Annotated in this window: 21 protein-coding genes, 2 tRNA genes, 1 rRNA gene and 2 pseudogenes; 20 read left to right on the top strand and 6 right to left on the bottom strand. The window is 44.9% G+C overall.

Annotated features, from left to right (window positions below; all coding sequences use genetic code 11):
* A pseudogene (locus tag DW904_RS24685) lies at positions 1-269 on the top strand (collagen-like protein); the annotation flags it as partial.
* A gap of 327 nt (positions 270-596) precedes the next feature.
* On the top strand, positions 597-1,934 hold the full coding sequence (locus DW904_RS20140; RefSeq protein ID WP_118583918.1) for an ATP-binding protein: 1,338 nt from the start codon (positions 597-599) through the stop codon (positions 1,932-1,934).
* Between the two features lie 225 nt (positions 1,935-2,159).
* On the opposite strand, the gene DW904_RS23105 is transcribed toward DW904_RS20140, so the two are convergent.
* Entirely contained in the window at positions 2,160-2,303 is a 144-nt protein-coding gene (locus DW904_RS23105; protein ID WP_202187784.1) for a hypothetical protein, read from the bottom strand.
* A 153-nt stretch (positions 2,304-2,456) separates the two neighbouring features.
* On the opposite strand from DW904_RS23105, the gene aroE reads away from it, so the two are divergent.
* Together aroE and DW904_RS20130 are read left to right on the top strand one after the other, a co-directional pair.
* On the top strand, positions 2,457-3,305 hold the full coding sequence (gene aroE, locus DW904_RS20135; protein WP_118583916.1) for a shikimate dehydrogenase: 849 nt from the start codon (positions 2,457-2,459) through the stop codon (positions 3,303-3,305).
* 70 nt (positions 3,306-3,375) lie between these two features.
* Positions 3,376-4,953, top strand: a complete 1,578-nt coding sequence (locus DW904_RS20130) for a hypothetical protein (protein ID WP_118583914.1) — start codon at positions 3,376-3,378, stop codon at positions 4,951-4,953.
* Positions 4,954-5,166: 213 nt separating this feature from the next.
* On the opposite strand, the gene DW904_RS20125 is transcribed toward DW904_RS20130, so the two are convergent.
* Positions 5,167-6,645: a DUF1846 domain-containing protein gene (locus DW904_RS20125; protein WP_118583912.1), complete on the bottom strand. Its 1,479-nt coding sequence runs from the start codon at positions 6,643-6,645 to the stop codon at positions 5,167-5,169.
* Between the two features lie 415 nt (positions 6,646-7,060).
* Here DW904_RS20125 and ftsH point away from each other — a divergent pair, with 415 nt between their 5' ends.
* From ftsH to DW904_RS20105, 4 genes are all read left to right on the top strand, one after another.
* Positions 7,061-9,103, top strand: coding sequence for an ATP-dependent zinc metalloprotease FtsH (gene ftsH / locus DW904_RS20120; protein ID WP_118583910.1), 2,043 nt, complete (start codon positions 7,061-7,063; stop codon positions 9,101-9,103).
* A gap of 66 nt (positions 9,104-9,169) precedes the next feature.
* On the top strand, positions 9,170-11,035 hold the full coding sequence (uvrC, locus tag DW904_RS20115) for an excinuclease ABC subunit UvrC (RefSeq protein ID WP_118583908.1): 1,866 nt from the start codon (positions 9,170-9,172) through the stop codon (positions 11,033-11,035).
* Between the two features lie 259 nt (positions 11,036-11,294).
* On the top strand, positions 11,295-12,227 hold the full coding sequence (gene hprK, locus DW904_RS20110) for an HPr(Ser) kinase/phosphatase (protein ID WP_118583906.1): 933 nt from the start codon (positions 11,295-11,297) through the stop codon (positions 12,225-12,227).
* Between the two features lie 133 nt (positions 12,228-12,360).
* Positions 12,361-13,302, top strand: a complete 942-nt coding sequence (locus tag DW904_RS20105; RefSeq protein ID WP_118583904.1) for an ROK family glucokinase — start codon at positions 12,361-12,363, stop codon at positions 13,300-13,302.
* A 221-nt stretch (positions 13,303-13,523) separates the two neighbouring features.
* Here DW904_RS20105 and DW904_RS20100 read toward each other — a convergent pair whose 3' ends face one another.
* On the bottom strand, positions 13,524-16,121 hold the full coding sequence (locus DW904_RS20100) for a PBP1A family penicillin-binding protein (protein WP_118583902.1): 2,598 nt from the start codon (positions 16,119-16,121) through the stop codon (positions 13,524-13,526).
* A gap of 244 nt (positions 16,122-16,365) precedes the next feature.
* Between DW904_RS20100 and DW904_RS20095 the strand changes: the two genes are divergently transcribed.
* Positions 16,366-17,022 (top strand): YigZ family protein, encoded by a 657-nt coding sequence (locus DW904_RS20095; RefSeq protein ID WP_118583900.1) that lies wholly within the window; start codon positions 16,366-16,368, stop codon positions 17,020-17,022.
* 118 nt (positions 17,023-17,140) lie between these two features.
* Here the strand turns inward: DW904_RS20095 and DW904_RS20090 are convergent, their stop codons facing one another.
* Entirely contained in the window at positions 17,141-17,659 is a 519-nt protein-coding gene (locus DW904_RS20090) for a peptidylprolyl isomerase (RefSeq protein WP_118583898.1), read from the bottom strand.
* Between the two features lie 97 nt (positions 17,660-17,756).
* On the opposite strand from DW904_RS20090, the gene tsaE reads away from it, so the two are divergent.
* Genes tsaE through rimI form a run of 4 tightly spaced genes read left to right on the top strand, consistent with a single transcriptional unit; the run spans position 17,757 to position 19,434 of the window.
* Positions 17,757-18,188, top strand: coding sequence for a tRNA (adenosine(37)-N6)-threonylcarbamoyltransferase complex ATPase subunit type 1 TsaE (tsaE, locus tag DW904_RS20085; protein ID WP_118583896.1), 432 nt, complete (start codon positions 17,757-17,759; stop codon positions 18,186-18,188).
* A gap of 56 nt (positions 18,189-18,244) precedes the next feature.
* A complete protein-coding gene (gene tsaB / locus DW904_RS20080; RefSeq protein WP_347562218.1) occupies positions 18,245-18,805 on the top strand; it encodes a tRNA (adenosine(37)-N6)-threonylcarbamoyltransferase complex dimerization subunit type 1 TsaB in 561 nt (186 codons plus the stop codon).
* 43 nt (positions 18,806-18,848) lie between these two features.
* A complete protein-coding gene (locus DW904_RS26035) occupies positions 18,849-18,971 on the top strand; it encodes a hypothetical protein (RefSeq protein ID WP_347562217.1) in 123 nt (40 codons plus the stop codon).
* A 22-nt stretch (positions 18,972-18,993) separates the two neighbouring features.
* Positions 18,994-19,434, top strand: a complete 441-nt coding sequence (gene rimI / locus DW904_RS20075) for a ribosomal protein S18-alanine N-acetyltransferase (RefSeq protein ID WP_118583894.1) — start codon at positions 18,994-18,996, stop codon at positions 19,432-19,434.
* A 76-nt stretch (positions 19,435-19,510) separates the two neighbouring features.
* Here rimI and DW904_RS20070 read toward each other — a convergent pair whose 3' ends face one another.
* Both DW904_RS20070 and DW904_RS26030 read right to left on the bottom strand, forming a co-directional pair.
* Positions 19,511-22,099 (bottom strand): YfhO family protein, encoded by a 2,589-nt coding sequence (locus tag DW904_RS20070; protein WP_118583892.1) that lies wholly within the window; start codon positions 22,097-22,099, stop codon positions 19,511-19,513.
* Positions 22,100-22,260: 161 nt separating this feature from the next.
* Positions 22,261-22,404 (bottom strand): DUF6783 domain-containing protein, encoded by a 144-nt coding sequence (locus DW904_RS26030; protein ID WP_306797114.1) that lies wholly within the window; start codon positions 22,402-22,404, stop codon positions 22,261-22,263.
* Here DW904_RS26030 and DW904_RS26025 point away from each other — a divergent pair.
* The 7 genes and pseudogenes from DW904_RS26025 to DW904_RS20040 form a co-directional block, all read left to right on the top strand.
* A pseudogene (locus DW904_RS26025) lies at positions 22,342-22,506 on the top strand (DUF6783 domain-containing protein); the annotation flags it as partial. The gene DW904_RS26030 and the pseudogene DW904_RS26025 overlap by 63 nt on opposite strands.
* Before the next feature lie 22 nt (positions 22,507-22,528).
* The gene (locus tag DW904_RS20065) at positions 22,529-23,440 is read left to right on the top strand and encodes a ribonuclease Z (protein WP_118583890.1); all 912 of its coding nucleotides are present in this window, start codon (positions 22,529-22,531) and stop codon (positions 23,438-23,440) included.
* A gap of 3 nt (positions 23,441-23,443) precedes the next feature.
* A complete protein-coding gene (tsaD, locus tag DW904_RS20060) occupies positions 23,444-24,463 on the top strand; it encodes a tRNA (adenosine(37)-N6)-threonylcarbamoyltransferase complex transferase subunit TsaD (protein ID WP_118583888.1) in 1,020 nt (339 codons plus the stop codon).
* A complete protein-coding gene (gene ispD / locus DW904_RS20055) occupies positions 24,463-25,158 on the top strand; it encodes a 2-C-methyl-D-erythritol 4-phosphate cytidylyltransferase (RefSeq protein ID WP_118583886.1) in 696 nt (231 codons plus the stop codon). The genes tsaD and ispD overlap by 1 nt, the downstream gene beginning before the upstream one ends.
* Before the next feature lie 142 nt (positions 25,159-25,300).
* A tRNA-Ser gene (locus DW904_RS20050) sits at positions 25,301-25,386 on the top strand.
* A 129-nt stretch (positions 25,387-25,515) separates the two neighbouring features.
* Positions 25,516-25,605 (top strand) — tRNA-Ser (locus DW904_RS20045).
* Between the two features lie 237 nt (positions 25,606-25,842).
* Positions 25,843-25,950 (top strand): 16S ribosomal RNA (locus DW904_RS20040); the annotation flags it as partial.

The raw sequence follows: 25,950 nt of genomic DNA, 5'->3' as shown, positions 1-25,950 counted from the left end.
TCCAACCGGTCCAGCCCGGAGAAGTAGGCCCAACCGGTCCAGTCGGAGCGACAGGCTCAACCGGTCCAGCCGGAGCGACAGGCCCAACCGGCCCAGCCGGAGCGACAGGTCCAACCGGTCCTGTCGGAGCAGACGGCCCGATTGGTCCAACCGGCCCAGCGCCAACTCCGGCAGCGGCAGTAGCAGATGCTACTGGTACAGAGGATGCTGTGACACAGCTAAATACACTTCTGGCAAATCTTCGCGCTGCCGGAATTCTGCAATCCTAGCGCATGTTTGAAAAAGGCTTTCTGCAAGATGTGCGTCACAATTTGTGGGAGATTTCGTCCAGATGAGGGCGCAGTAGCGGCTACGGCAACCGAATTCGGGTGAAATATACCGCAATGAGGGCAAGGGCTGGAAATGGAGCAATCCATTTCCAGTCCTTTCTCATATAAAAGTGTGATTGCTAAGCATTAAAATTAAATAATTTTGTGTTTTCGGTTGTAATTTCATGAATTTCGCATATAATAAAAGTGTGATTATTAAGCACAAAACTCTAATAAAAATGTGATTATCAAGCATAAAACTCCAATAAAAATGTGATAGGTGATTCTATGGAACGATTTATCTTAAAAAAGTTGCTGGCTTGGAAGAATTCTCCCTACCGCAAGCCTTTAATATTGAAGGGCGTACGTCAGGTAGGAAAGACTTGGATTCTGAAAGAGTTCGGCAGACGTTATTATGAAAATACAGCTTACTTTAACTTCGACGAAAATGAAGAATATAAGCAATTTTTTGAAACAACCAAGGATGTGGACCGGATTCTACAAAACCTTATGCTGGCAAGCGGTCAAAAAATTGTGCCTGAAAAAACCCTTATCATCTTTGATGAGGTGCAGGACTGCCCTAAGGTCATTAACTCTATGAAGTATTTTTGCGAGAACGCACCGCAGTATCACGTTGCCTGCGCCGGTTCTCTGTTAGGTATTGCTCTGGCGAAACCCGCTTCTTTTCCGGTCGGTAAGGTCAACTTTATGCAGATTGACCCGATGACCTTTAATGAATTCCTGCTTGCCAACGGTGATGAAAACCTGGCACAGTATCTGGAACAGGTGGACACCCTTGAACCCATCCCTGACGCCTTCTTTAATCCGCTGTATGAGAAGCTGAAAATGTACTATGTCACCGGTGGTATGCCGGAGTCGGTATTGATGTGGACGGAGGCACGGGATGTTTCTGCTATGCAGGAAGCATTATCCGGAATCATCGGAGCCTATGAGCGTGATTTTGCCAAACATCCTAATCTCAGCGAGTTCCCGAAAATCTCAATGATCTGGAAATCCATTCCGTCTCAACTGGCAAGAGAGAACAAGAAGTTTATCTATAAAGTGGTCAAGGAAGGTGCACGAGCCCGTGAGTACGAGAATGCCTTACAATGGCTGGTGGATGCCCGTTTAGTGCATAAAATTTATCGCAGCTCAGCTCCTGGCCTGCCGATTGCAGCTTACGATGACTTGTCGGCTTTCAAAATTTATCTGGTGGATGTGGGATTGCTTCGCCGTCTGGCACAGTTGGCCCCCACTGCTTTTGGCGAAGGCAACCGTCTTTTTACTGAATTCAAAGGCGCATTAACCGAAAACTTTGTGTTGCAGACTTTAATTACTCAGTTTGAAGTCATGCCTCGTTATTGGAGCCAGAACAACCCACCTTACGAAGTGGATTTCCTCATTCAGCGGGAGAACGACATCTTTCCCGTGGAGGTCAAATCCGAAGCAAACACAACCAGCAAGAGTATGAAGAAGTTCAAGGAACTGTTTCCTGATAAGGTCAAGCTACGCATCCGTTTCTCACTGGATAATCTGAAACTGGACAATGATGTGTTGAATATTCCGTTATTCATGGCAGATCAGGCGGATAGACTGATCGGATTGGCATTGGGGAGTGAACCATAACCCTTGAGACGCTGGCAATATTGCTGCCCACAAAATTATTGAGACTCTAAAGCTTTCATGGTATCATTGTAAAAACAGAAAATAGTAATACTGTGAAATCTATTTTTATATAGGAGCATGTGCGAAGGGGGAAAAGTTATGAATCTGGTTAATCGTGCTTTTCAGTTACAATGTGTTTTTAGGGAAAATAAATACATGAAAAAACTTTTATACACAATTGTTTTATTAATAGCCGTTCTCATAATTCCCGCCTAGCCGGCACACGCCCAGAGCCATTGGTATACCAAGGATCCCATTATCCGGCAACGTAGTAACAATTCCAAAAGGACGGGTAACTTCCAAAGTAGTGAAATATTTTAAGAAATACAAGATCAAAGTATATACTCATACTGTGAATTACCGGGGACAGTGGGAGAAATACAGGGCTATGGGAGTGAGCGGTATTTATTCGGATGCATTGTGAAAGTGAGTTTGGATTCGATTTTAAGGATGATTTTGAAAAAGAGAAAGGGGCATTCAAACATGAAAAACTATCGTGCAGAATTAACCGGCGTTTTTGGTGATCCAGTGGATGATAATCCTACTGGTGTAGTTGAGGAGGCTGCGTTTGCAGCGAAAAATTTGAATTATCGTTATCTGACCATTAAAGTGCTTCCAGAGAATCTTGGAAAGGCAATGGACAGTGTGAAAATCTTTGGCATGAAGGGAATCAATCTTACCATGCCTCACAAGACCAAGGTTCTCCCTTATCTGGATGAACTGAGTCCGGCAGCAGAGATTATAGGAGCAGTGAATACGGTTATCCAGAAAAAGGGAAAACTATTCGGTGAGAATACGGATGGAAAAGGGTTTGTAACCGCGTTGAAGAGTTCTGGTGAGACTCTGGATAAGAAAAATGTGACTATTCTTGGCGCTGGCGGAGCAGCCAGGGCGATAGCTGTTGAATGTGCATTAAATGGGGCGACTCATATCAATATTATCAACCGAAGCATTGAAAAAGGTGAGGAACTGGCATCTCTTATTCAGATGAAAACAGATAGCAGTGCAAAGTATCTTAACTGGAAAAACAATATGGAAATTCCATCTGATACAGATATTTTAATCAATGCCACTTCAATCGGTTTTTCTCCAAATGTGACAGACAAGCCAGACATTGATTATACTGCCATCACACCGGAAATGTGTGTATGCGATGTCATATTTAATCCGGCGGAAACAATTTTCCTAAAGTCCGCAGCAGAAAATGGTGCAAAAACTATCACCGGTCTTGGAATGCTGGTACAGCAGGCCGCACTGAATTTCACCCTCTGGACAGGCGTGGAAGCGCCGGTAGATGTGATGGAGGATGCGCTGAAGAAGGAGTTTGAGTAAGGAAGACAGGCTTTTTCTGAAAAGAAAGTTGTCAGATTGAATCTTTTTAAAAAAAAAGGATGTGAGACCTTTGAAAATAAATTATGAAACTGTCCACTTCAATTATGCAGACAGAATAGGCAATCTGACCGCGGAAGCAGTCGGCGTAGTAAAGGGAGAGAAACATTTTCCGGTTTACAGTGGAAATCAGATTTTTAAGCCGTTGAGTAAATCTAAGCCATTTTCCACGCCTTTGTTCGCTTATGCGGAAGTGTTCTGGTCGAATGTGATAAATGAATATTTTGTATCGGCGCCTTTATATCAGCTGGCTTTTTGCCATGGTTATGAAGAAGAGACACAGAAATACTATGATTATGGGACTGTGGTTCCAAGGATTTATAATGAAGATGAGCAGCTTTTGAATCTTCTGGAATTCTTTCGGAAGTATCCGGATAAAAAGGTGGATATAGACCAGTATGAGAATTACTGTATGATGTTTTATGATTATACGGATATTCTGGAGGCTTCCTATTTCCAGAATCACGAAGACATGGCAGAGCAGCTTGCCATGCAGATCCTGGTTTCCATGCTGAAAGGCGATCAGAATTATCACTATGAGAATATTGCGTTCGTTTGTAATAAAAAAGGAGAAATTCTGAGGCTGGCTCCGATGATCGACCATGAATTTTCCACTTACTTTATGTTTCCGGACAATTCTGCGCAGCATATGTACTGGTATAGTGAGTTGATCCGTTCCATGGAAGGACATGAAGTTCAGGATTATGAATATGACTGTCTGAAGAATCCAAAAGAACGGCAGATGATGGAAAAAAGTGCAGTATGTCTGCATAAGAATCTTGTGTATATAAAAGAGCATTACCCGGAAGTTACCGGGAAGTTTTTAGAGAAACTGAATTGCCTGAAGCATGATCTGGAAGAGAATCCATCTCCATTTTATCTGCAGGAAAATATTGAATATCCGGGAACTGCCAATTCTTATGCTTACATGTCCGGGAAAGCCAGATACAAGGATCATGATGAGGAAAAGGCAAAGCTTCTGGAAGAGAAATATAGTTCCAGGGAAAAGAAAATAGATTTTCATGTATTGGGTGTTCAGATTGTGCAGGAAATCAAAGGAATTATAAGGTTGTTGAAAGTAATGCTGGAGAAAGAAAACGGCAATTGGGATAAAGTAAAGGAACAAAATGATGAGGACAAAGCCGGAGCCGGATTTACAGGTAGAAAAATAAAGGCATATGACAAGCCGGAACTGACAGATGGGCAGCAGAAAGTTCTTGATGCTCTTAAACAGAACTGTGAGGAAGAGACTCTTTGGTCAGCAATTGCAGCCTTCCAAAACTATCCATTTCGCACAGCCTCTGGTCTCCCATACCAGTACAAGCTGAAAATCGGCAAAGACGGGACCTACAACAAAGAGCTTCTCATCGACCGCCGTGAAAACAGCAAAACCCTGTCCTGGAGCAGCATAAAAATGGCATTCCAAAATTGCCGGCAGATATCCGGCATCGTGAAACGTCCAAAGGCATTAGGGGATATTAGAGGTATTTCTTATATTTATCCATTGTTCTGGAAATTTGGACTGATCGAAGTGCCAGAAGAGACTGCGAAGAAGATGTGTGGGGAATGTGACACCGAAGCGGAGCTATAAATGCATGAATGAAAGAATGCTGTTTTTCAAGGTAGCGACGGTGTGAAATTTTTTCCGTAAATTCAAGGCTTCGTGCGGCTTAATGGCAGTTTTTTGCGGTTAAGCCGTTGTCTGGGCACATATACAAGAAAAGCTCTGGCAAATGATAATTTTCAAACAATCATTTGCCAGAGCTTTATATTACGCAACAACAAAATCTATGCCTGCTTATCCTTACAGCTTCTTCCCCTGCTCGAATTTCGGCTCACAGGTCAGCTCTACGCCCAATTTACGGAAGGAAAGCACATCCACAGAAGACAGCATAACAGAAGTATGTGCCTGGCAGCCTTTCAGCTTTGGAAACTGTTCCAGGGCAAGACGTGCTTCTGGATTCGTAGCGGCGCTGATGGAAAGAGCAATCATGGTCTCATCCATATGAAGACGAGGATTCTTACTTCCAAGATAATCTGTCTTCAGTTCCTGAATGGGGTGAATGGCATCAGGGGAGATCACATGCTTCTGGTGATCGATTCCGGCAAGCTCCTTCAACACATTCAGAAGAAGGGCAGAGGATGCACCAAGCAGATCAGAGGTCTTACCTGTGATAATCCTTCCGTCCTCCAGCTCCATGGCAGCAGCCGGAGCACCAGTTTCTTTCTCTCTTTCCAGGGCAGCAGGAACAACCTTGCGGTCCTCCAGTGTGGCATGTGCCTGCTTCAGAAGAAGCTCGATCTTGTAAACCTCCTCTTCTGTGCCGGTACCGGACATAAGCGCATCCATACTCTTGTAATATCTGCGGATGATCTCCTGACGGGAAGCCTCCTGGCAAACCTCATCATCCACAATACAGTTTCCAGCCATATTAACGCCCATATCTGTAGGAGATTTGTAAGGGCACTCGCCCATGATTTTCTCAAACATAGCCTGTACAACAGGGAAAATCTCTACGTCACGGTTATAGTTGACAGTGGTCTGACCATAAGCTTCCAGATTGAATGGATCAATCATGTTGACATCATTCAGATCAGCGGTAGCAGCTTCATAAGCCAGATTTACCGGGTGCTTCAGCGGGATATTCCAGATCGGGAAAGTCTCGAACTTGGCATAGCCTGCGCTGATTCCTCTCTTGTATTCATGATAAAGCTGGGAAAGACAGGTAGCCATTTTTCCGCTTCCAGGTCCAGGTGCTGTGATAACAACCAGCGGGCGGGTGGTTTCGATATAGTCATTCTTGCCGTATCCCTCGTCACTTACGATCAGGGAAGTATTGCTTGGATAACCTGGGATATTATAAAGGACATAAACCTTGATTCCAAGCTTCTCCAGACGCTTCTTGAACGCATCTGCGCTGTCCTGTCCGGAGTAACGTGTGATGCACACACTTCCTACATAAAGTCCTCTGCTTGTAAACTCGTTCATCAGACGGAGTACGTCCTCATCATATGTGATGCCAAGGTCACCGCGAACCTTATTCTTCTCAATATCAGGCGCACCGATTACGATTACGATCTCTGCCTGGTCGGAAAGCTGCATCAGCATGCGCAGCTTGCTGTCTGGCTCAAATCCTGGAAGAACACGGGAAGCGTGGTAGTCATCAAATAACTTGCCTCCAAATTCCAGATAAAGTTTGTTGTCAAATTTGCTGATTCTCTCACGAATGTGCTCGGACTGCATTTTCAGATATTTGTCATTATCGAACCCAATTTTTTTCATTCTGTCTTTCCTCCTTCTTTCTCTGGGTTGTTCTTTACTATGTTCACAAAACACCTTGCGAAATATTTGCGGCACATAGTAATCTTTTAGTTCCTCATCCATTATGTTATTTCTTACTGTAAAGTTACAGGTAAAAAGGATACAGCAGATGCGTTCTGCACCTGCCTCAAAAAATATGTTCCTGGACTGTATTAGAAAAATCATTCCTGCAAATTGTGCGCACATCCTGCAGAAAGCCTTTTTCAATCACGCTCTAGTATACTACAGTTCGCGCCGTAAAAAAAGTATCTATTTATTTTTCTGATGTGAATTTTTTTGACTTTTTTTCAAAAAAATTCAGAGGGTTTTCACAATATCCAGGTTGATTTATCTGCGTTTTATCTTTATAATAGAAAAGATAGTAAGGAGGAATGAAATGGATAATAATCTGGACAACAATCAAGGCGGACGCCGCCCTGATAAAGGGGATCCAAGAAGAGATCAGGATCCTAACCGCAATAAGAAAAATCATCAGTCCATTCTGGCTTTTCTGATATGTCTTTTGGTTACTCTGGTGTGTTTCAGCCTGTTTACCAATATGCTGCAGGATAATTCCAGTGAGATTACGTATGATAAGTTTATTGATATGGTGAATAATGATGAAGTGAAATCCGTTACACTTCAGTCTGATAATCTGACCATCGTGCCGAAGAAGCAGGTGAATCCTTATCAGGAGATCAGTTATTACACCAATCTGACAGAAGATGAGACTGCCCTTACCAAACGTCTGGAAGGAACCGGTATTATTTTTAAATCTGAGCCGCCGGATGCTTTCGGAGAATTTATGGCAATGATGCTTAGCGTACTTTTACCGTCTGTGCTTCTGTTTGTGCTTCTTATGTTTTTCATGCGCCGCATGAACAAAGGCGGCGGTGGTATGATGGGCGTTGGGAAAAGCCGCGCCAAGGCGTATGTACAGAAAGAGACCGGAATCACATTTAAGGATGTTGCCGGACAGGATGAGGCCAAGGAATCCTTGCAGGAGGTTGTGGAATTTCTTCACAATCCAGGCAAATACGTGGAAATTGGTGCTAAACTGCCGAAGGGCGCCCTGCTTGTAGGACCTCCGGGTACAGGTAAAACCCTTCTTGCCAAGGCTGTTGCAGGGGAGGCACATGTACCGTTCTTTTCCCTTTCTGGATCAGAATTTGTGGAGATGTTCGTTGGCGTAGGTGCTTCCCGTGTCCGTGATCTTTTTGAGGAAGCCAAGAAGAATGCGCCGTGTATCGTATTTATTGATGAGATTGATGCCATTGGAAAGAGCCGTGATTCCCATTACGGTGGAGGTAATGACGAGCGTGAGCAGACTTTGAACCAGCTGCTTGCAGAGATGGATGGTTTTGATACTTCCAAGGGACTTCTGATCCTGGCAGCTACCAACCGTCCGGAGGTACTGGATCCGGCACTTCTTCGTCCGGGGCGTTTTGACCGCCGTGTTATCGTTGACCGTCCGGACCTGAAAGGACGTATTGATATCCTGAAGGTTCATGCGAAGAATGTAAGGCTTGACGATACCGTTGATTTCGAGGCAATTGCCCTTGCCACATCCGGTGCCGTTGGTTCTGATCTTGCCAATATGGTTAATGAGGCCGCTATCCTGGCTGTTAAGAATGGCCGTCACGCAGTTTCCCAGAAGGATCTTCTGGAGTCTGTTGAGGTGGTTCTTGTTGGAAAAGAGAAGAAAGACCGTATTTTAAGTGCCCAGGAGCGCCGTATCGTATCCTATCATGAGGTAGGACATGCACTGGTAAGTGCCCTTCAGAAGGATTCCGAGCCGGTACAGAAGATCACCATTGTACCTCGTACTATGGGCGCACTTGGTTACGTTATGCAGGTTCCGGAAGAAGAGAAATATCTGAATACCCAGAAAGAACTGGAAGCTATGCTGGTCGGATATCTTGGCGGACGTGCTGCTGAGGAAATCGTTTTTGACAGCGTGACAACTGGTGCTTCCAATGATATTGAGCAGGCCACCAAGGTTGCCCGTGCTATGATCACCCAGTATGGTATGTCCAAGAAGTTTGGTCTGATGGGTCTTGCCACTCAGGAGAATCAGTATCTGAATGGTCGTGCAGTGCTTAATTGCGGTGACAATACAGCTACCGAAGTTGACCATGAGGTTATGGAGTTGCTTCGTGTTTCTTATGAGGAGGCGAAGCGCCTGATCAGCAGCCACAGAAAGGCTTTGGACAAGATCGCTGCTTATCTGATCCGCAAGGAGACCATTACCGGTAAGGAATTTATGATCATTTTCCGCGCAGTGGAGAAGGGAATGGAAGTTTCAGATGTGTTGGATGCAGAAGGGCTGAAGGCGCTGGATGAGGCTGTGAAAGCAGAGGATAAAACGGATGAGGCAAATGCGGACACAGAGACAGCGGAATCTGCTATTGCCGTTCCTGTAATTGAACAATACAGATAATATAGGATAAAACATCAGAACCGGGAGACATGTTTTCCCGGTTCTTTTCAACAAAGGAGGGTTTTTATGTTCCTGATTGAAGAAGAATTAAAAAAGCTGCCCGGTAAGCCTGGTGTCTACATTATGCATGGGGAAAAAGATGAGATCATTTATGTGGGAAAGGCAGTCAGTCTGAAGAACCGTGTCCGTCAGTATTTTCAGAGCAGCCGCAATAAAGGCGCAAAGATTGAGCAGATGGTCACTCACATTACCAGATTTGAATATATTGTCACCGATTCTGAATTGGAGGCGCTGGTACTGGAGTGCAACTTGATCAAGGAGCACCGTCCGAAATACAACACCATGTTGAAGGATGATAAGACATATCCATTCATTAAAGTGACGGTAAACGAGCCCTATCCCAGAGTCCTTTTTTCCCGCACCATGAAAAAGGACAAGGCGAAATATTTCGGACCCTATACCAGCTCCACAGCTGTGAAAGACGTGATCGAGCTGGTCCGCAAGATTTATATGGTGCGCTCCTGCAACCGTAATCTGCCCCGTGACTGCGGCAAAGACCGTCCATGTCTGTATTATCATATGAAGCAGTGCACGGCCCCCTGCCAGGGAAATGTAAGTGAGGAAGCGTATAAGCAGAACATTGGACAGGTACTTCATTTCCTCAATGGAAATTACAAGGAGACCATTGATCAGCTGACGGAGAAAATGATGGCTGCTTCAGAGGAGATGCGTTTTGAGGATGCTGCAGGATATCGTGATTTAATCAACAGTATCAGGCGGATCGGAGAACGACAGAAGATTACTACCTATGGGGAAGAGGACAGGGATATTATTGCAGTTGCCATGGATGAAAGTGAAGATCTCCGGGAGCAGGATGCAGTTGTGCAGGTGTTTTTTATGCGTGGCGGCAGGCTGATCGGCAGAGATCACTTTTTTCTCCGTGTGGCAAGAGGCGATACCAAAGCACAGGTTTTGTCAAGCTTTCTGAAGCAGTTTTATGCAGGAACGCCTTTTATTCCGGCGGAAATCATGATGCAGACAGAGATAGAGGATGGGGAAATCATTGAAGACTGGCTGACGGCAAGGCGTAAACAGCGTGTTCACATCCGTGTACCGAAAAAGGGAACAAAGGAGAAGCTGGTGGAGCTTGCCAAGGAAAACGCCTGGATGGTCCTTTCCAAAGACAGAGAACGGATCAAGCGTGAAGAAGGACGTACGATCGGCGCGGTGAAGGAGATTGAGGACTGGCTGGGGCTTAAGGATATTGTGCGTATGGAGGCCTACGATATATCCAATATCAGTGGGTTTGAGTCCGTTGGTTCCATGGTGGTTTACGAAAAGGGTAAGCCGAAGCGCAGCGATTACCGAAAATTCAAGATCAAATGGGTGCAGGGCCCTAACGATTACGCCAGCATGGAAGAGGTGCTTACAAGGCGTTTTACCCATGAATCTAAGGGCGAATACGACAGCTTTTCCATTCTTCCGGATCTGATCCTTATGGATGGCGGACGTGGCCAGGTAAACATTGCACGGAAGGTTCTTGGAGAGCTTGGAATTGATATTCCGGTATGTGGTATGGTAAAGGATGACAACCACCGAACCAGAGGGGTGTATTTCAATAATATTGAAATTCCCATTGATACTTCTGGTGAGGGTTTCCATCTGGTAACCAGGATCCAGGATGAGGCTCACCGTTTTGCCATTGAGTATCACCGCTCCCTTAGAAGCAAAGAACAGGTACATTCCGTTCTGGATGATATTCCGGGAATTGGCGAGACCAGGCGAAAGGCTCTTATGAGAAGATTCCGGTCTGTTGAGAATATCAGGGATGCTTCTGTGGAAGAATTAAGTCAGACAGAGTCTATGAATGTACAGAGCGCGGAGGCTGTCTATCAGTTTTTTCATAGAGCGCCAAATCATACGAATGCATGATTTCTGTGCATCGCGAAGCGTGTTACTGTGAATAGAGCGAACAGTAACAGTTTTAACAAGATTCGACATTGAAGTTACAGAAAAAATTGTGTATAATACAGATAAGTGTGGATTTTTGGCAATGTATATAATTTCTATGTGCAGTGCAAAGAAACCTGCACAGACTGCATAACAGTTTTCACCTATTATGAGGAATCTTGTAACTGCAGGGAACTGCTTATGCGGGAAGGACTTCATTAGAGAAAAAGGAGATAAAAGCATGAAGGGTGTACAGCTTACCAAGCTGGCGCAGGAACTGAATCTGACCAACCTGACGCCTGATATTGACCTTACAGAGATTTATGTGAAGACAGCAGAAATAAATCGTCCGGCTTTGCAGCTTACAGGATATCTGGAGCATTTTGCAAACGAGCGTGTTCAGATCATCGGATATGTAGAGTATACTTATCTGATGCAGTTAAGCGATGAGGAGCGCACATTCAAGTACGAGCGTTTTATCTCCAGCAAGATCCCATGTGTCATCTTCAGCACTATGACAAGACCGTCACAGGATATGATCGATCTTGCATACAAATATAATGTACCTACATTTGTGACAGAGAGAACTACGTCCAGTTTGATGGCAGAGATCATCCGTTGGCTTGGCGTCCAGCTGGCTCCCTGTATTTCCATTCACGGTGTGCTTGTGGATGTTTATGGCGAGGGTGTCCTGATCACAGGCGAGAGCGGTATTGGTAAGAGCGAGGCAGCCCTTGAGCTGATCAAGCGTGGTCATCGTCTTGTCAGTGATGACGTTGTTGAGCTTCGCAAGGTGAGTGATGTCACTTTAGTTGGTTCCGCACCGGATATTACACGTCACTTTATTGAGCTTCGTGGTATTGGTATTATTGATGTGAAGACCCTGTTTGGTGTTGAGAGTGTTAAGGATACCCAGTCTGTGGATCTTGTTATCAAACTGGAAGAGTGGGACCGCGACAAGGAGTACGACCGTCTGGGACTTCATGAGGAGTATACGGAGTATCTTGGAAACAAGATCGTATGCCATTCCCTTCCGATTCGTCCGGGACGTAATCTGGCTGTTATCGTTGAGTCTGCAGCCGTTAACCACAGACAGAAGAAGATGGGCTACAATGCAGCTGAGGAGCTGTACAAGCGTGTTCAGGCGAATATTGCCAAAAAAAGAGAAGAATAAAAATCAGAGTGTGCAGATTGCTGAAATAATTTTTTAAACAGGCTTTAAGGCACAGTAATGCATAGAACGGTAATGCATAGAACAGTAATGCATAGAATAGTAATTCATAGATCAGAAAGGATGGAAATTTACAATGGGTATGTATTGTTTTGGTATTGACGTAGGAGGAACTTCTGTAAAATGCGGTCTGTTTCTTACGAATGGAACTTTGGTTGAGCAGTGGGAGATTCCAACAAGACTGGAGAATAACGGTTCTTCAATCCTGCCGGATGTTGCAGATGCAATCAAGACGAAGCTGGATGAGAGAGGAATCACAAAGGATAATGTAGACGGTGTTGGAATCGGCATTCCAGGACCTGTTAATGAGAATGGTGAAGTTCCTATGGCAGTTAACCTGCACTGGGGCTTTAAGGCCGTAGCAAGCGAATTAAGCGCACTTACAGGTCTTCCGGCAAAGGCAGCCAATGATGCCAATATCGCAGCTCTCGGTGAGGCATGGAAGGGTGCTGCAGAGGGGGCCAAGAACGTAATCCTGGTAACACTTGGAACCGGTGTTGGCGGCGGCATCATCATCGACAGCAAGATCATCGCAGGTTATCACGGTGCCGGTGGAGAGATTGGACATGCATGTGTCAATCACAATGAAGTTCGCCCCTGTAACTGCGGTAATCACGGATGTCTGGAGCAGTATGCATCTGCAACCGGAATTGTACGTGTGGCAAATGACATTCTGGAGGAGAGCCAGGAGGACAGCAAGATGCGTCATGTAGAGAAGCTTTCTGCTAAGAATGTTCTTGACTTCTACAAGGAGGGCGATGCTCTGGCTGTTAAGACTATGGAGAAGGTTGGCGACATTCTTGGAAGCACACTTGCCGTGTTTGCATGTGTAACAGACCCGGAAGCAATTGTAATTGGCGGCGGTGTATCCAAAGCAGGTAAACCTCTTACAGACTGTATCCAGAAGTACTATCAGAAATATGCATTTCCATCCTGCAAGAGTACTCCGATCATTCTTGCAAGCCTTGGAAATGATGCCGGTATCTATGGTGCAGCCCGTATGGTGATCAAAGACTGATTTCCGATCATCCAGAGAATTTCATAATACATAAAATCAGGAAACGCCTTGTGCAGAGGATTGCTGAATCCAGCAGACTCTGTGCAAGGCGTTTCTTTGTATCTATGGTTCACCGCTCCCGGCATTGAACAGTTATTATTCTGGCAGAAAAAAACTGCAGCTTTCTGGAAACGAAAACTGCAGTTTTAATTGTTTATAACTGACTGTCAGCTGAAAGCTTTTTAGTAATAATAAATATCATCATTACCAGAATCTCCGCCACTTTCATCTGGATACTGGATATCACCGCCACCGGTACCGTCGCCACCGGTACCGTCACCGCCAGTACCATCGCCGCCAGTGCCGTCACCGCCGCTGCCATCTGTATTGTCTGTGCCGTCCGGATTTTCCGGATCTGGAGTCGGAGTGGCATTTACATCGTAGATTTCCATATCTTCATCCTGACTCTCGTCATATTCGTAGAAATGCTGGTCACAGTACTCTGTAGGCATGGTTCCTACATCAAAGTACTCCTCTGTAACCGGGCAGCCAACTCTTGGAAGAAGTCCTGTATCAGCACAGATACTGATCTGCTCAATACCATCTGGAACTTCGAAGTCTTTGTATTCCATTCCCTGATGGATTCGGTTCATGACCTTACGCCATAACGTTTTGTGGAAATTACGTGCATCACCTTCTGGTATCTTCTGGTTGCCATCGTAACCGGACCATACTGCACATGTGTAATATGGTGTATATCCTACGAACCAGAGGTCATTGTATGCATCTGTAGTACCTGTCTTACCTGCAACTGCCATATTATCAAGCTGGCAGGCTGTACCGGTACCATTCTGAACTACATCCTCAAGGGCGCTTGTAAGAAGATAAGCAGTTGTTTCCTTAATGACGGAGCGTCCTACAGAGTTGTTCTCAATCAGTACGTTTCCGTTGTGATCAAGAATCTTGGTGTAGTAAACCGGTTTGATATAATTACCGCCGTTCGCAATGGCTGCGTATGCGGCACAAAGCTCTACGTTCTTAACACCGTAGGTCAGACCGCCAAGTGCTGTAGGCAGGTTGGCATCTGTATAAACATTGCCATTGGCATCGGTATCCGCTTCTGTACCATGTGCCAGTGTGGTAAATCCAAAGTTGTCCAGGTATTTCAGGCCAAGCTCAGGGGTTACATCCTCAAAACACTGAACGGCAACGGTATTGACAGAATTACGGATCGCTGTACGGATCGTAGTGGTACCATTAAAGCTGCCGCTTGCATTATTGACTGGTGCACCGTTGTCGTAGGTGATTGGCTGGTCTTCGTAAGTGGTAGCCAGTGTCATGCCTTTCTCATTAAGGGCCGCAGCATAGGTGGATACGATCTTAAATGTAGAACCTGGCTGACGGGTACTGTCTGTAGCACGGTTCAGGGTAAGGCTGGCAGTTTTGGTTCCACGTCCGCCAATGATTGCCTTCACATATCCGGTATGCTGGTCAATGATCGTCATTGCTGACTGAGGCTGGGGGGCAAAGCTTACACGCTCTGCAACAACGGTGCTTCCGTCTGCAAGAATATTCGCTTTATAACGGTCTACATAAGTCTGTCCCTCGTCCTGGGAATCAAACAAAAGATCAAAAGACGGATCCTCATTCTGGAAGTAAAGCTTCATCATTTCCTTGCTGTAGTTTACTTCCTGTCCATCCGGCTGTTTCACGGTAAGGGCATAATCAAGTGCGTACTGTACGTAATCCGGATAGTTGGATGGATCGGAATATTCCTCATCCACAATGTTCTGAATGTCCGGATCCTGGGTAGTCATGATCTTCAGACCACCGCTATACAGAAGGTTCTGTGCCTGTGTCTTGGTGTATCCCTTGATATTCATCAGATCATTGATAACTTGCTTAGTAAGCTCGTCCTCAAAGTAGGAGTATGTCTTGCTGGAAGACTGTGTATTAGAAGCCTGTGCCTCCTGAATGCGAGTGTAAACGTCATCATTAATAGCATCGTCATACTGCTCCTGAGTGATGTAACCCTGATCCAGCATATGGTCAAGAACTTCTTTACGTCTCTTTGCATTTTCCTTGGGATTCTCGATTGGGTTGTATTTGGTAGGAGCCTGGGTGATACCTGCCAGAGTTACGCACTCGGAAAGATTCAGATCCCACACATCTTTATTAAAGTACTGACGGGCAGCAGCCTGTACACCGTATGCACCTGCACCAAGGTTGATGGTATTCAGGTAATTCTCAAGGATCACGTTCTTGTCGCCGATCTTTTTCTCAATCTCAACGGCAAGGAACTGCTCCTGAAGCTTACGTGTAAATCGCTCTACCTGTGTAGACTCGTTGGTCCAGTTGGTGAAAACGTTGTTCTTCAGAAGCTGCTGGGTAATGGTACTTGCACCCTCGGAAAAGCTTCCGGTAGTAAGTGCTTTCACACCAGCACGAAGAATACCTCTTACATCAATTCCATTATGCTCATAAAAACGCTCATCCTCGATAGCCACTACTGCATGCTGCAGATCCTCCGGAATCTGGTCAATGGAAACCGGAAGTCGGTTGGCATTAGGTGCTGCCAGCTTACGAATCTGATTACCATTGCAGTCATAGAGGAAAGTGGCATAACCAAGAGGCATGATATCCACTTCATTTACGTCCGGCGTATTTGCAAGTATTCCACGAATGGAACCAATTCCAAGACTGGATACTGCAACGCACAGGGCGATCAGGCCGATGAAAAGGACTCTGATAAACGAAACATGTGCCCTTTTTCCCATCATGGACGAGCGGGAAATAAGAGAATTCCGTTTCTTAGAGGCCGATTTTTTTCCGTAGTTCATGATAAACCTCCTTTATAATCCGTTCTATTATATCAAATCCAGGTTCGTAAATAAACCCTAAAATCGAATATTTCTGTGAACTTTGTTCACAAAAAACACCTCGCGGAACGGTATCAGTGAATAGTAAGGTGAACAGCATCCTTTTACAAGACTGGAAAGAAAAGCCAATTCATGTTACACTATAGCAAATGAGGAAGAACAAGCTGTTATCTTTATTTTATTATGAGTTTTTGGAGGTTTCCGTATGCTGGAAAATTATAAGACCATCTATGCAGGAGGCGAGGGGGAGATTACGGAGAAGAAATCCCGGTTTATTGCGACGGTGCGCCTGGTGGAAAAAGAGGAGGACGCTCTTGCTTTCATAGAGGAAATGAAGAAGAAATACTGGGATGCCAGACATAATTGCTATGCTTATTCTATTGGAGAACATCGGGAGTTTACAAGGTGCAGCGATGACGGGGAGCCGTCAGGAACTGCAGGACGGCCTATGCTGGATGTGATACTGGGGGAAGATATTTATAATGTGGCGGTAGTTGTGACCAGATATTTTGGCGGCGTGCTCCTTGGTACCGGCGGACTTGTGCGTGCCTATTCCGGAGCAGTGCAGGCTGGTCTGGGGGAGAGTACGGTGATAGAGAAGCACCATGGGATTTCACTGGCATTGACTGCAGATTACACAGCTATCGGCAAGCTGCAGTATATTGCAGCAGAGAATCAGCTTCCGGTTCTTGACACGGAGTACACAGACAAGGTGATCATGCATCTTCTTGTTCCAAATGACCAGGTTGGAAGAATCCAGAAGGTGATCACAGAAGCCACCAGCGGACGTATAAAGATGGAGAAAGAGAAGGAGCTTTATTTCGCAGATGTGGAAGGCGAAATAAAGGTGTTTGACCATTAAAAGAGAACAAAAACCCCTGCATCTGTGAAAATAAATATTCCACAGATGCAAGGGATAAAGTTCTTTTGAAAGCCTTTTAAACATGCTCTGGAACAGTCTGCCTGCAGAGCATGAATGATCAGCACTTCTCTGGCTCTGGATAATCTACGCCGAAGGTGTCAACTGTCATGGATTTGATCTTCTGCTCATCAAGTGGTCTGTCGCTGTAGTCAGTGTCAGTCTCAGCAATCTGGTTTACCACATCCATGCCCTCGGTCACTTTACCAAAAGCAGCGTAAGCACCATCAAGGTGTGGAGCATTTTTGTGCATGATGAAGAACTGGCTTCCTGCTGAATCCGGATGCATGGCTCTTGCCATGGAAAGAACGCCCTCGGTATGTCTTAACTCGTTCTTCACACCGTTCTGAGCAAATTCACCCTTGATGCTGTATCCAGGACCGCCCATTCCGGTTCCGTCCGGGCAGCCGCCCTGGATCATGAAGCCGTTGATAACACGGTGGAAAATAAGTCCGTCATAAAATCCCTTTTTAACAAGGCTGATAAAGTTATTTACAGTATTTGGTGCAATCTCCGGATATAACTCTGCTTTGATCACATCTCCGTTATCCATAGTAATGGTAACAACTGGATTTGCCATAGTTTGATCTCCTTTTTCAAAAAGTATTGTATTTCGTTATTCGTTCTATTATAATATGCAAAGAGCAATTCTGCAAGTAAAAAGGAGTTGTAAAGTTATGATAAAAGAAACATTCAGCCCCGAAGAGACCTTCGCTTTCGGCAAATGGATCGGGGAAAAGGCTCTTCCCGGGCAGGTATACACACTGGTAGGAGATCTTGGGGTAGGTAAGACCGTTTTTACCCAGGGAGTGGCAGAGGGACTGGGGATCACAGAGCCTGTAAACAGTCCGACTTTTACCATTATTCAGGAATATGAAAGCGGCCGCATTCCATTTTACCACTTTGATGTGTACCGGATCGGGGACATTGAGGAGATGGAAGAGATCGGCTATGATGACTATTTCTACGGAAATGGAATCTGCCTCATTGAGTGGGCTAATCTGATCGAAGAAATCCTGCCAGAGCAGATCATTGAGATTACCATTGAGAAAAATCTGGAAAAAGGGTTCGATTATCGTAAGATCACAGTAACCGGATTACCAGAATAGATTAAGTGGCAGAAAAATTAGAAAATCTCCAAAAGTGGGGAGAGTAAGGAGTAAAAATGAAGATTTTAGGTCTTGACAGCTCAGGAATCGTCGCTTCTGTTGCAATAGTGGAGGACGAGAACCTGATTGCGGAATATACAGTTAATTATAAAAAGACACATTCCCAGACACTTCTTCCTATGCTGGACGAGCTGGTGAAGATGACAGAGCTGGATCTGGATACCATTGATGCCATTGCAGTGGCAGCCGGACCAGGCTCTTTTACAGGACTTCGTATCGGTTCTGCTACAGCCAAGGGACTTGGTCTTGCGTTGAAAAAGCCTCTGGTGGAAATTCCTACTGTGGATGCACTGGCATATAATTTGTATGACTCCAGAGCATTGATCTGTCCGATTATGGATGCAAGAAGAAGTCAGGTTTATACAGGAATCTACCGCTTTCAGGAGCATAAGCTGGTAACGGTAGAAGCTCAGATGGCAGTTCCAATGGCTGAGATGATTGAGAAATTGAATGCGAGAGGGGAAGAGGTAGTATTCCTTGGTGATGGCGTGCCTGTTTTTGGAAAAATGATCCAGGAGAACCTGAAGGTTCCATATTCTTTTGCACCTGCCATGTGAATAAGCAAAGAGCAGCTGCAGTGGCAGCCTTGGCGGGATTTATGTGAAAGAGGGTAAAGTAGTGACTGCTATGGAGCATGTTCCAGAATACCTGAGAGTTTCCCAGGCAGAGCGTGAGCGCGCCCAGAAGCTGCAGGAAGAGAAAGCTTCTGAAAAAAACAGCTGAGAAGAAAAGGAGAAGTCAGAGTATGGTTCTTCGTGAAATGCTGGTAGATGATCTGGATCAGGTCATGAAGATTGAAAACGAATTATTTTCCCCGCCATGGACGAAAGAGGGATTTTTTACTTATCTGACCCGCAAGGATGCCATGTTCCTTGTAGTGGAAGAGAAAGGAGAAATCCTGGCTTACTGTGGCCTGATCATGGTTTTGGATGAAGGCGACATTACCAATGTTGCAGTGCGCCCGGACAGGCAGAAAGAGGGGATTGGGCATTTCCTTATGGACAGTCTGATCCGGCTTGCCGAACAGCAGGGAGTTACCACGATCCATCTTGAGGTTCGTACAGGCAACGGGACTGCCATCCGTCTTTATGAAAGAATGGGATTTACAAAAGACGGGATCCGCAAGAAATATTATACGGATCCCGTGGAAGATGCTCTGCTTATGACTAGGCATCCGCGTGGATAAGTGAGAACCTCTCATTCTCGCAAAATGTGACGCACATTTTGCAGAAAGCCTTTTTCAAACATGCTTCAGTCATGGTCTATCGCATGATTTTATGCCTGAGCCCATACGCTACATTGTAGAAAATCAAAAGCGCAAATGCCACAAAGCTGAGTGCAGCCCCAAGTGACTTACCGGGCGCATGGAATTCAATCTGGATTTCATGCGCCCCTTTTTGTAACGGAAAACCAAGAAACGCCTTGTTAACTTGTACCGGTGCAGCTTCTTTCCCATCCACACAAACAATGTATCCTTTGGAGAACGTATAGGAGGTTACGAAATATCCATCTTTCGGCATATCAATACTACCGTTTAGAATCTCTTTCCCGGAAATTCCTTTTTCCTGAAAAGTTACCAGCCCCGGATGGGAAAGCAGGCTTAATGGAAGGGTGTAGGCTTTTATATTTGTGAGCTTATATTCTCCTCTGGAAAACATAATGTCCAGAGCATCCATATCCTCATTAGAAGAAATCATATAATAAAAGGTATCATTATTGTTGGGATAAGGAGCCTCAGAGCCGGAAAGCCGGTTTCGGATGCCATTTATGGTAATGGACATATCCTTTTCCCCATTGTATTTTACGTCAAAAGAGAGCAGCAGAATAGTGGATGCCGGCAGTGTTTCCGGCAGTTCCCGGCGGACGGTTTCATCTTTTTTTGAAGTCTTGTGATTAAGAAAATCGGCAGGCAGGGAATATTCCTTCATTTGAGAAGCGTATGGCAAAAAAGCGGCAGAAAGATCACTGGCATTCTCTGAATTGTCAGGAGAATCCGGCACAATTGTGCGGTTGGTAATGGTATCCAGTGTCTGTGGAGAAGAAAGCTTATCATATTCACTTTCTGTCATCAGAGCCGTACTTCCATAAGCAATAGGCAGCACATTGCTGTTTTCTGCCAGTATATGCCCGTCTTTTTCCAGAAGGGTCTTATAGCCCGCAGGAACTTTATCTGCTTTTGTCTGAATATACCGGACGCCCATCAGATATTCCTGAAAAGGATTTACATCAGCTGTCATGGCAACACGGTTGCGGATGCTGATGGGCATTTGCAGGATATCGTACACCAATGTATTGTAAGTGCTGTTGGAAATAGAAGAATACAAGGTGCTTTTATTTTGCTCCCCGGTGATCACGTAGTTTGAATTGTTGGATGGGTGCTCGATCACATCGAACCGTGCCTGAGGATTTTCACAGCACGCCTCCAGATCCTCCCTGGAAAAATAGTCTCTGGACTCGTCTGCAATTGTGGCGTAATGCTCTTCCTGTCCTTTTGTCAGATAAAGCATAGAAGGAATCGCAAGCAAAAGCACAAGTCCTCCAAGATTTATCCACCAGCAGCTGACTGGTATCGTGATTTCTTTTTCCTCCAGAAAAACGCCAAGGGAAGCACAGACAAGAAGCAGCACAAGATCAGCTGTGACCAGGTGCCGGATCTGCTGATTATGTAAAAGGAAAATAAGCTGTACGATAACCGGAATTGCACAAAGCAAAGCCAGTGGCAGACTGTGGCGTATTTTTTTCTGCCGGAGGCCTTCAAGAGCCTGTGCAGCCAGGTAAAGAATCAAAGGCAGAAATGGGATCAGGCATTTGGGCCTTACATATAAAGTGGCGTTTAAAATCCAGTAAAAAATGTCAAAAAACAGCAGTACAAAAACAGCAATTGCCAGCTTTCGGGTTTTCTTTTCCCGTATGCACAGAAACAGTGCATACAGACAAAAAAGAGTGAGTCCGCAGCCGTAAGGACTGTATAGGATGCTGTCCAGTGTGGGGTTCACTCCCAGGATTTTTAACAGGGAAGTGGAATCACCGGTATCCTTTTTATTTCCAAGGATGGAAAGACCGGTGGGAAGCAGGAGAAAGAGATTCATGGATACGGCAAAAGACACGTCCACAATATAGTTCCACCATATTTTGCATTTTTGTTTTTTCTGCATTCTGGCGGGTACATTTTTCAGATGCTCCGGCAGCAGATGGCTGATATAAAGGATGCATGCCAGAAAGCAGGATGGGAAAAAGTAAAAGCTATGCAAAATGCAGAAAAACAGGGAAAGGATCAGTCCGATATGGGGACGGATGTGGTACACGTCCTGTTCCTGGTGCTCAAAAATCCGGTCCAGGCAGAGGAAAGCCAGTAAAAGAAATGGCAGATAATTCACAAACATGATCTGTCTGTGCGCCTGGAAAAAGCAGTTTGCGCTAAGATAAAAAAAGCCGCATGCAAAGCTGGTAAAATCCGAAAAACCCTTCCTGTGCAGCCAGTAATAAAGAAGTCCGCCTCCAAGCAGGATTTCAAATATTGCATATCCCTGAATAAACCATTCCATTTCCACATGGGGAAAAAGATAGGAAATCAGTACATCCGGGCGCATAAATCCGTAGTAGGAGAGGGAAAAGAAATTGGTTCCGCCTCCAAGTCCGGTGAAGTCCGGAAACAGGCTTCCTGTTGCATAAAAATTTTTTCTCATATAATCAGCAATGGTTACATGCTGGGAATACCAGTCTGTCTCGGAGCCAAACCAGGAACCGGAAGGTATCAGAAGTAAGATGAGAATGCTGCCAGCTGTCAGAAGAAGCAGCAGAGTAATGGCGTTTCGCCAGGTGAATTTTTGAGGCTTGCTGCAGAAAATCATAATAATTCCTTTCTGTTGCTGAGCTTAAAACAGCAACAAATGTTAAGTTCAAATTATGAAAGCACATTGTAAGCGGTTTGTCAAGCGGCTTCATCTTAATAATTTCTGAATGATTTTCCATATTGGGAAGACCTGACTCTTGTTTTAGGAAACTGCTTGTGTTAAACTTTCCTAGAGCATGTTTGAAAAATCATTTCCGCAATCTGCACGCCCCACTTTGCAGTAGATTTCACCCGAATTCGGTTGCCGTAGCCCACTACGGCGCCCTCATCCGGGCAAAATCTTCCACAAATTGTGACGCACATCTTGCAGAAAGCATTTTTCAAGCCTGCTCTGGAGCATGTTTGAAAAATGTTGTTATAAGATTGCTTCGGAAGGCATTTGGAAAACACGTTTTGGGAGAATAAAGAAAAGAGGATATTTTAATATATGTTAGATGTTTGTCTGCTGGGAACCGGAGGTATGATGCCACTTCCAAGAAGATGGCTCACTGCTCTGATGACCCGGTATAACGGCCACAGTCTTCTTATTGACTGCGGCGAAGGAACTCAGGTGGCAATTAAGGAAAAAGGATGGAGCTTTAAGCCTGTTGACGTGATCTGTTTTACCCATTATCACGGAGATCACATCAGCGGACTTCCTGGTCTTCTTCTTACAATGGGGAATGCAGAGCGCACAGAACCGCTTACCTTGATTGGTCCGAAAGGTCTTGAGAGGGTAGTGAACGCACTTCGCGTGATCGCACCGGAGCTTCCTTTTGAACTGAAATTTATCGAGATTAACGGACCTGAACAGGTATTTGAGATTAATGGTTACAGGATCACGGCTTTTAAGGTAAACCACAATGTACTTTGTTATGGATATTCACTGGAGATACTCCGTCAGGGGAAATTTTCCCCGGAGCGTGCCCGTGAGCAGGGAATCCCATTGAAATACTGGAATCCTCTGCAGAAAGGCCAGACTATTGAAGCCGATGATGTGACATATACTCCGGATATGGTTCTGGGACCTGCGAGAAAGGGACTGAAGGTTACTTACACTACAGATACCAGACCCACCGAGTCAATTTTGAAAAATGCGTCTGGCTCAGACCTTTTTATCTGCGAAGGAATGTACGGCGAGGATGACAAGCTGGAGAAGGCAAAAGGCTATAAGCACATGACATTCCGTGAAGCTGCTACTCTGGCGAAGCAGGCTGATGTAGGGGAAATGTGGCTGACTCATTACAGTCCGTCTCTGATCCGTCCAGATGAATATATGGACATGGTGCGGGATATTTTCCCAAAAGCTTATCCAGGCAAAGACGGAAAAACAATGGAAATGAATTTCGAAGAGGATTAAAAAATGAAAGATACATTCATTCTTGCAATAGAAAGTTCCTGTGATGAAACTGCAGCTTCTGTAGTAAAAAACGGCAGGACTATATTATCAAATGTGATTTCTTCCCAGATTGCGCTTCACACTCTGTATGGAGGTGTTGTGCCGGAAATCGCTTCACGTAAACATATTGAGAAGATCAATCAGGTGATCGAAGAGGCACTTTCCGAGGCGAATGTGACTCTGGATGATCTGGATGCAATTGGCGTTACTTATGGTCCTGGACTGGTAGGTGCTCTTCTTGTGGGCGTAGCTGAGGCGAAGGCCATTGCATATGCGAAAAAGCTTCCTCTTGTTGGAGTGCATCATATAGAAGGACATGTTTCTGCCAACTATATTGAACATCCGGATCTGGAACCGCCGTTCCTTTGTCTGATCGTGTCCGGCGGACACACACATCTTGTAATCGTAAAAGACTATGGAGAATTTGAAATCCTGGGACGCACCAGAGATGATGCTGCGGGAGAAGCTTTTGATAAAGTTGCCCGTGCAATCGGATTGGGTTATCCAGGTGGACCAAAGGTAGATAAATTGGCAAGAGAGGGAAATCCGGACGCCATTGTTTTCCCGAAAGGAAAATTAGGAGACTGTCCTTATGATTTTAGCTTCAGTGGCGTGAAATCTGCTGTATTGAACTATATTAACAATGCCCAGATGAAGGGCGAAGAGATCAATCGTGCCGACCTTGCGGCTTCTTTCCAGAAGTCTGTGGTAGAAGTACTTGTGGAGCACACAATGCTTGCTGCCAAAGATTATCACATGGATAAGATTGCTATTGCAGGCGGGGTTGCGTCCAACGGAGCTTTGAGAGAAGCTATGACTAAGGCTTGTGAAAAGAGGGGCTATAAGTTCTATCGTCCGTCACCTATTTTTTGTACAGACAATGCGGCGATGATCGGCGTGGCAGCTTATTACGAATATATCAAAGGAACACGCCATGGATGGGACTTAAATGCAGTTCCTAACCTGAAACTGGGAGAGAGATAATGGAGCAGGGCAGATGTACGGCAATCGTTCTGGCGGCAGGCCAGGGCAAAAGAATGCATAGCAAAATACAGAAGCAGTTTCTGGAAATAGGAGGGAAGCCGGTTCTGTATTATTCCCTGCATTGTTTTCAGGAGAGTCCGCTGATCCAGGATATTATTCTGGTGACGGGGGAAGAGATGATTTCTTACTGTGAGCAGGAAATTGTAAAAAAATATGGCTTTTCCAAGGTGCGCAAGGTGACAGCAGGAGGAAAAGAGCGTTATGATTCTGTGTATGCAGGACTATTATGCTGTCAGGATACAGATTACGTGTACATTCATGACGGTGCAAGACCATTTATCACAGAAGAGATGGTTCAAAGAGGATATGAGGCCGTGAAGCGAACCAATGCGTGTGTAATGGGCATGCCCTCCAAGGACACTGTGAAACTGGCAGACTCGTCAGGCTATATTAAAGAGACTCCAGATCGTAAAATTGTATGGAATATTCAGACTCCTCAGATATTTTCATATGATCTGATTCGCGGAGCTTATGAAAGCATACGCAAAAAGGACATGACAGGGGTAACAGATGATGCAATGGTAGTGGAGCAGGAGACTGGAACCAAGATCCTTCTTGTGGAGGGATCCTACCAGAATATCAAGATCACTACACCAGAAGATCTGGCGATTGCAGAGGCTTTTTTGAGATATTGAATGAATTTTTGAAAAAAATAAAAAATCTTGTTGACACAAAAAGGTTTTAATGATAGAATACGTTTTGCACTGACAGAGACAACCTCTTGAGTGAAGGACAACTCCTGATGTGCAAAGCGTTTTTGGTTTGATTATTATATATGGAGAGATATCGAAGTGGTCATAACGAGGCGGTCTTGAAAACCGTTTGTCCGCAAGGGCGCGTGGGTTCGAATCCCACTCTCTCCGCTTGTTAAACACTTAAAAAATAAAATTAAAAAGTGCTTGACAAATAAAGAAACATCAGTTATACTAAACAAGCTGTCGCAAGAGAGCAAACAATTTAATGAAGAACTTACTTAGTAAGTAGGGCAATTTGGAGAAGTACCCAAGCTGGCCGAAGGGGCTCCCCTGGAAAGGGAGTAGGTCGTTAATAGCGGCGCGAGGGTTCAAATCCCTCCTTCTCCGTTTTGAATTTCTCAATCAAAAGAAGTTCAAAAAAGTTGTTGACAAACACTTGAACATGTGATAATATGAACAAGCTGTTTTGAAAACAACAGCGAAACAACCTTGATAACTAAACAGTGAAACACATACGATTCTCGAAAATTCTTAACGAATCATCATTCAAAAGAATGAACTTTTTATAACAGTAATGACGAGAGATAACTAAGCTAGTTGGTTGTCTTGAGTGAATCAAACATTTTATCAGAGAGTTTGATCCTGGCTCAGGATGAACGCTGGCGGCGTGCTTAACACATGCAAGTCGAACGGGAAACATTTCATTGAGGCTTCGGCGGATTTGATCTGTTT

Origin of the sequence: Ruminococcus sp. AM42-11, from assembly GCF_003480145.1 — a bacterium.
Taxonomy (GTDB): Bacteria; Bacillota; Clostridia; order Lachnospirales; family Lachnospiraceae; genus Blautia_A; species Blautia_A faecis.
The sequence above is the reverse complement of the archived record's forward strand: the minus strand, read 5'-3'. Positions and strand labels throughout refer to the sequence as shown.

Bases quoted from the DNA above. Each gene is read 5' to 3' on its own strand.
- DW904_RS20140 (WP_118583918.1), top strand. From the start codon at position 597: ATGGAACGATTTATCTTAAAAAAGTTGCTGGCTTGGAAGAATTCTCCC.
- aroE (WP_118583916.1), top strand. From the start codon at position 2,457: ATGAAAAACTATCGTGCAGAATTAACCGGCGTTTTTGGTGATCCAGTG.
- DW904_RS20125 (WP_118583912.1), bottom strand. From the start codon at position 6,645: ATGAAAAAAATTGGGTTCGATAATGACAAATATCTGAAAATGCAGTCC.
- ftsH (WP_118583910.1), top strand. From the start codon at position 7,061: ATGGATAATAATCTGGACAACAATCAAGGCGGACGCCGCCCTGATAAA.
- uvrC (WP_118583908.1), top strand. From the start codon at position 9,170: ATGTTCCTGATTGAAGAAGAATTAAAAAAGCTGCCCGGTAAGCCTGGT.
- hprK (WP_118583906.1), top strand. From the start codon at position 11,295: ATGAAGGGTGTACAGCTTACCAAGCTGGCGCAGGAACTGAATCTGACC.
- DW904_RS20105 (WP_118583904.1), top strand. From the start codon at position 12,361: ATGGGTATGTATTGTTTTGGTATTGACGTAGGAGGAACTTCTGTAAAA.
- DW904_RS20100 (WP_118583902.1), bottom strand. From the start codon at position 16,121: ATGAACTACGGAAAAAAATCGGCCTCTAAGAAACGGAATTCTCTTATT.
- DW904_RS20095 (WP_118583900.1), top strand. From the start codon at position 16,366: ATGCTGGAAAATTATAAGACCATCTATGCAGGAGGCGAGGGGGAGATT.
- DW904_RS20090 (WP_118583898.1), bottom strand. From the start codon at position 17,659: ATGGCAAATCCAGTTGTTACCATTACTATGGATAACGGAGATGTGATC.
- tsaE (WP_118583896.1), top strand. From the start codon at position 17,757: ATGATAAAAGAAACATTCAGCCCCGAAGAGACCTTCGCTTTCGGCAAA.
- tsaB (WP_347562218.1), top strand. From the start codon at position 18,245: ATGAAGATTTTAGGTCTTGACAGCTCAGGAATCGTCGCTTCTGTTGCA.
- rimI (WP_118583894.1), top strand. From the start codon at position 18,994: ATGGTTCTTCGTGAAATGCTGGTAGATGATCTGGATCAGGTCATGAAG.
- DW904_RS20070 (WP_118583892.1), bottom strand. From the start codon at position 22,099: ATGATTTTCTGCAGCAAGCCTCAAAAATTCACCTGGCGAAACGCCATT.
- DW904_RS26030 (WP_306797114.1), bottom strand. From the start codon at position 22,404: ATGTGCGTCACAATTTGTGGAAGATTTTGCCCGGATGAGGGCGCCGTA.
- DW904_RS20065 (WP_118583890.1), top strand. From the start codon at position 22,529: ATGTTAGATGTTTGTCTGCTGGGAACCGGAGGTATGATGCCACTTCCA.
- tsaD (WP_118583888.1), top strand. From the start codon at position 23,444: ATGAAAGATACATTCATTCTTGCAATAGAAAGTTCCTGTGATGAAACT.
- ispD (WP_118583886.1), top strand. From the start codon at position 24,463: ATGGAGCAGGGCAGATGTACGGCAATCGTTCTGGCGGCAGGCCAGGGC.